Annotated in this window: 4 protein-coding genes and 1 pseudogene; all 5 read left to right on the top strand. The window is 58.1% G+C overall.

Annotated elements, in window-relative coordinates; translation table 11 throughout:
- Positions 1-249: 249 nt before the first annotated feature.
- Entirely contained in the window at positions 250-1,317 is a 1,068-nt protein-coding gene (locus NKJ17_RS33605; RefSeq protein WP_352691998.1) for an ABC transporter permease subunit, read from the top strand.
- Complete coding sequence (locus NKJ17_RS33600) at positions 1,317-2,291, top strand: amino acid ABC transporter permease (protein ID WP_352691996.1); 975 nt, start codon at positions 1,317-1,319, stop codon at positions 2,289-2,291. Before NKJ17_RS33605 ends, NKJ17_RS33600 begins: the two co-directional genes overlap by 1 nt.
- A gap of 32 nt (positions 2,292-2,323) precedes the next feature.
- Positions 2,324-3,076 carry an amino acid ABC transporter ATP-binding protein gene (locus tag NKJ17_RS33595; RefSeq protein WP_352691994.1) on the top strand — a complete coding sequence of 251 codons (753 nt, stop codon included), beginning with the start codon at positions 2,324-2,326 and terminating at the stop codon, positions 3,074-3,076.
- 278 nt (positions 3,077-3,354) lie between these two features.
- Positions 3,355-3,642 carry an ATP-binding protein gene (locus NKJ17_RS33590; protein ID WP_502906600.1) on the top strand — a complete coding sequence of 96 codons (288 nt, stop codon included), beginning with the start codon at positions 3,355-3,357 and terminating at the stop codon, positions 3,640-3,642.
- A pseudogene (locus tag NKJ17_RS33585) lies at positions 3,600-4,126 on the top strand (IS66 family transposase); the annotation flags it as partial. The gene NKJ17_RS33590 and the pseudogene NKJ17_RS33585, both read left to right, overlap by 43 nt.
- Positions 4,127-4,210 lie beyond the last annotated feature (84 nt).

The following is a 4,210-nucleotide window of genomic DNA, read 5'->3' as shown; positions in this document are numbered from 1 at the left end:
ACCGGCACCCCCAATGCCTCATGGCTTAACGGCGGACTCCTGTACTCGCCTCCTTGGGAGTAGGCGGAGTTCGGCGTCGATCAACCACGTGGCAATGCATCGGACCGGGGCATGATAGTAGCAAAAACAAGACCGTGGAGATCCTCGCGCGCAACGCCATCGGCTAAGCGATACGTTGCTTGGGTGCGATACAAGCTGACTCATGGTGCCATAGTAGCGGCCGTTCTTGGGTTTGTAATACTGGGGGGGTTGGCGATCCAACAAAACCTAGCAAGCCGTGGCGTCGACTTCAGTTTTGCTTATTTGTCTGCACCTTCCCGATTCAGCATAAGCGAGGGGTTGGCGCCCATTTGGAGCGGGTGGGCGCCAATTTTCGATACTGTGGACGCCGCATCATCCAATCTGGCGATGCTGGAAGCGGGCCTCTTCAACACGGTCAAAGTGGCCCTTCTGGCCATCGCATTCTCGACAATGATTGGAGTTGCCTTGGGCGTTTTTCGTTTGTCGACCAATTGGCTAGTTCGGAATCTGGCCTTCGCGATTGGCGAATTCATCCGGAACACGCCCATACTGATCCAGCTGATGTTCTGGTATTTTGCGGTGTTGCTGCAGTTGCCTTCGGCCGCGAGCACAACAACCGTCCGAAGATGGTTTGTTGCAGAACAATCCGGGGTCTTTTTGCCGTTACCGCACCTAGCAGAGGGCTCGGAGCCCGCGTCATCTCTATTGGTCGCCGTCGCAATCGCTTTCCTGGCGGCGGCGTGCCTGCGCCGCTTCCCTACGCGGTGGCGTATCGCTTTATTGGGCGCCGGACTATGTTTTGCTGGTGCGAGTTACACAACAGGTTTGCGTATTGATCTTGATTTGCCGGTGCTTGGACGTTTCGGCGCGACCGGCGGATTGCACTTTACGCCAGAGATGTCTGCCATCCTAATTGCCATCATGGTAAACAGCGCCGGGTACATCTCAGAGATCGTTCGCGGTGCAATCGAAGGGCTGCCTAAAGGGCAGTGGGAAGCGGCCGCGGCACTGGGTTTGTCGCGGCGCGATACGATCAGAGACATCGTGCTCCCACAAGTATTCAGAATTATCATACCTTCTCTAACCAACCGCTATATCAGCCTCACAAAGGATACGTCGATCGGTATTGCGATCGGCTTTCCCGACTTGTTTAGCGTGAGCGGCACTGTGGCCAACCAGACTGGCCGCGATTTCGAGACCGTCCTTATCGTCATGGGGGTTTACCTGCTTCTCAGTTGGGTAATCAGCGCGTTGACGAACGTTGTAAATAGACGGTTCTCCCTGGAGAGAGCGTGATGGTCACGACATTGCATAGCTGGCTCCGCCGCAACCTTTTTGCGAACCCTATCGATTCTATTCTTTCGATACTCATCGCCGCGGCGCTTGGCTGGCTTTCAGTGGTCTTGCTGCATTGGGTCATCTGGGAGGCACACTGGGCACGGATATACGAGAGCCTTCGGTTGCTGCTGTTCGGGTTGTACCCGGTGGAGCAAACATGGCGTGCCTGGTTGGCCCTCGCCGTTCTGTGCACTGCGGTCGGCGCCGTGCAACTGCCTTGGTCGCGTCGATTTGGTGTAGCTATATGGCTGACTGCCTGCGGGGCAGCCGTATTTGTCCTAGCTCCGCCCGGGCTTGATCGCTGGGGTGGGCTTCTGCTCAGCGTCATGCTCACGGTCGTCGTTTCAACGGCGTCTCTGCCGCTCGGAATTCTGCTTGCGTTCGGCCGCTCGAGCAAAAATCCCAGTCTGAGGGCCTGCTGCACTGGGTATATCGAGGTGATGCGGTCGGTGCCACTGATTCTCGTCGTCTACTGGATTTGGATCACCGTGCCGCTGTTCATGCCCGAAGTTTCGATGTCCTCGCTCGCGCGCGGCATGGTCGGATACACTATCTTCAATGCCGCTTATGTGGCCGAGTATGTGCGCAGCGGGTTCCAAGCCGTGCCGCGCGGACAGCGGGAGGCGGCTCGCTCGCTGGGTATGTCGGATTGGACGATTTCGACTGAAATAGTTCTGCCGCAGGCCCTCCGAGTGGTACAGCCGGCGCTGGTCGGTAACGTGCTCGACGTTTTCAATGGCGCGACGCTCGTCTTTATCATCGGACTGATGGACTTCCTTCGCGCTGGACAATTGATATTAGCAGATCCAAATGCCAGCGGTCAGACAAATGAAGTCTACGTGTTCATGTTTACCGTCTATTTCGTTATCGGCTCGGCGATTACTTTTGGATCGCGCCGGATGGAGGCCCATATGAATAGGAGTACGCGTTGATGATAGTGCGATCCGATGAATCCGGGCCAGCGATGGTGGCCTTTGACGAGGTCAACAAGTTTTATGGTTCGTTCCAGGCATTGCGCGACGTGACCTTGTCGGTGGCGACCGGTGAGGTGCTGGTGCTGATCGGCGCCAGCGGCTCGGGCAAGTCCACACTGATTCGCTGCGTCAATGGGCTAGAGACGCATGAGAGCGGTTCCTTGGTGGTTGACGGATTTTCCATGCCAACGATCAAGGACCTGGAATTGGGCGGTGGCGAGAAGGCGCTCCATCAAATCAGACGCGGCGTAGGAATGGTGTTCCAGCAGTTCAACCTATTTCCGCATAAGACGGTGATGGAGAACATCGCCCTTGCCCCGATGCGGGTTCGCGGCAAGTCGCGCGAGGAGGCGCAGGCTATCGCAATGCGTCTGCTCGAACGTGTTGGTCTGCGAGACCAGGCGCAAAAATATCCCGGCAAGTTGTCGGGCGGACAGCAGCAGCGCGTCGCTATTGCCCGTTCGCTGGCGATGGAACCGCACGTTATGTTGTTCGACGAACCCACATCGGCGCTCGATCCGGAATTGGTCGGCGAGGTGCTGGACGTCATGCGCGAACTCCGCACTGATGGCATGACAATGATGATTGTCACGCATGAGATGGCCTTCGCCCGCGAAGTTGCCGATCGCGTTATCTATATGGATAATGGTGCGATCGTCGAGGTGGGGCCGCCCGCGCAGATCTTCGACAAACCGACTAGTGAGCGCACCCGGACGTTCCTATCGCGCGTGCTCAAACACTGACATCAAGCGCATTTCACGAATACGGCGATGCCGCGGAGGGTGCTGGGAGCCAGCCCAGAATGGGATGACCGATCCGATCCTCTGCCTCTCCACAATTACACGTCCGTTACATTCCTTCCAGATTAACAGTAGATTCTTTTTGCAAATCTTTATGTCACCCTTCTGCACGCGCTCAAATCGAATGAGGATCGCGGCTATCTGCGCCGGTTGGCTGAGGCCAAGGTCCGAAGTGGACGGCAGCGGCACACGTCGTATACAGGGGCGCGCTGAATGCGTTGGTGTCGAGACCCATGTATTCCGGCGACAGCTGGCTGGAGAAGGGGGCGAACCTGCTTCTGTTCGGCCCGCCCGGCGGCGGCAAAAGCCATGTCGCTTCAGCCATCGGCCTTGCGCTCATCGAGAATGGCTGCCGGGTGCTCTTCACCAGAACAACCGACCTCGTCCAGAAGCTTCAGACGGAACGCCGAGACCTAGCGCTCGAGAGCGCTCTGGCCAAGCTCGACAAGTTCCATTCCATCTCCCGATTCTCGATGATCTCGCCTACGCCGCCCGCGCGCAAGCCGTGAACTCGCACTTGGATGCGCTGATTGCCCGGCCAGGCTGGAGATCGAGAAGCTGAAGCGCGAATCCATGGCAGCCGCTCGGAGCGCAAGGCGCGGCTTCTCGAACAGATGGAGTTGCAGCTTGAGGAGCTGGAAGCCGACGCCAGCCAGGACGAATTGGCGGCGGAACTGGCGGCACACTCCTCGACGGTCAGGGCGTCCGAGCGCAAGCGACCATCGTGCAAGCCTTCCCCGAACATCTGCCGCGTGAGCGGGTGGTCATAGCCGCGCCGGCGAACTGCCCGTGTTGCCTTCGGGCAAGCTGGCCAAGCTTGGCGAGGACGTTACCGAGACGCTGGAGGTGATCCAGACCGTGCGCGAAAAGTTCTCTTGCCGCGAATGCGAGAAGATCTCGCATCCGCCGGCATGTGACGCCGCGCGGCTTTGCCAGGCCGAACCTCTTGACGATGATCCTGTTCGAGAAGTTCGCCCGCACCAGCCGCTGAATGCGTATTCCACTGAAGCCGGCCACTGATTCCAATTTGAAGCCGGCCAGTCATTCCGATTTCATTCCGGCCGGCATTCCGATTTG

The organism is Mesorhizobium sp. M0208, from assembly GCF_040322015.1.
GTDB lineage: Bacteria > Pseudomonadota > Alphaproteobacteria > Rhizobiales > Rhizobiaceae > Mesorhizobium.
Note: the sequence above shows the minus strand (reverse complement) of the source record. Positions and strands in the feature narration are given on the sequence as shown.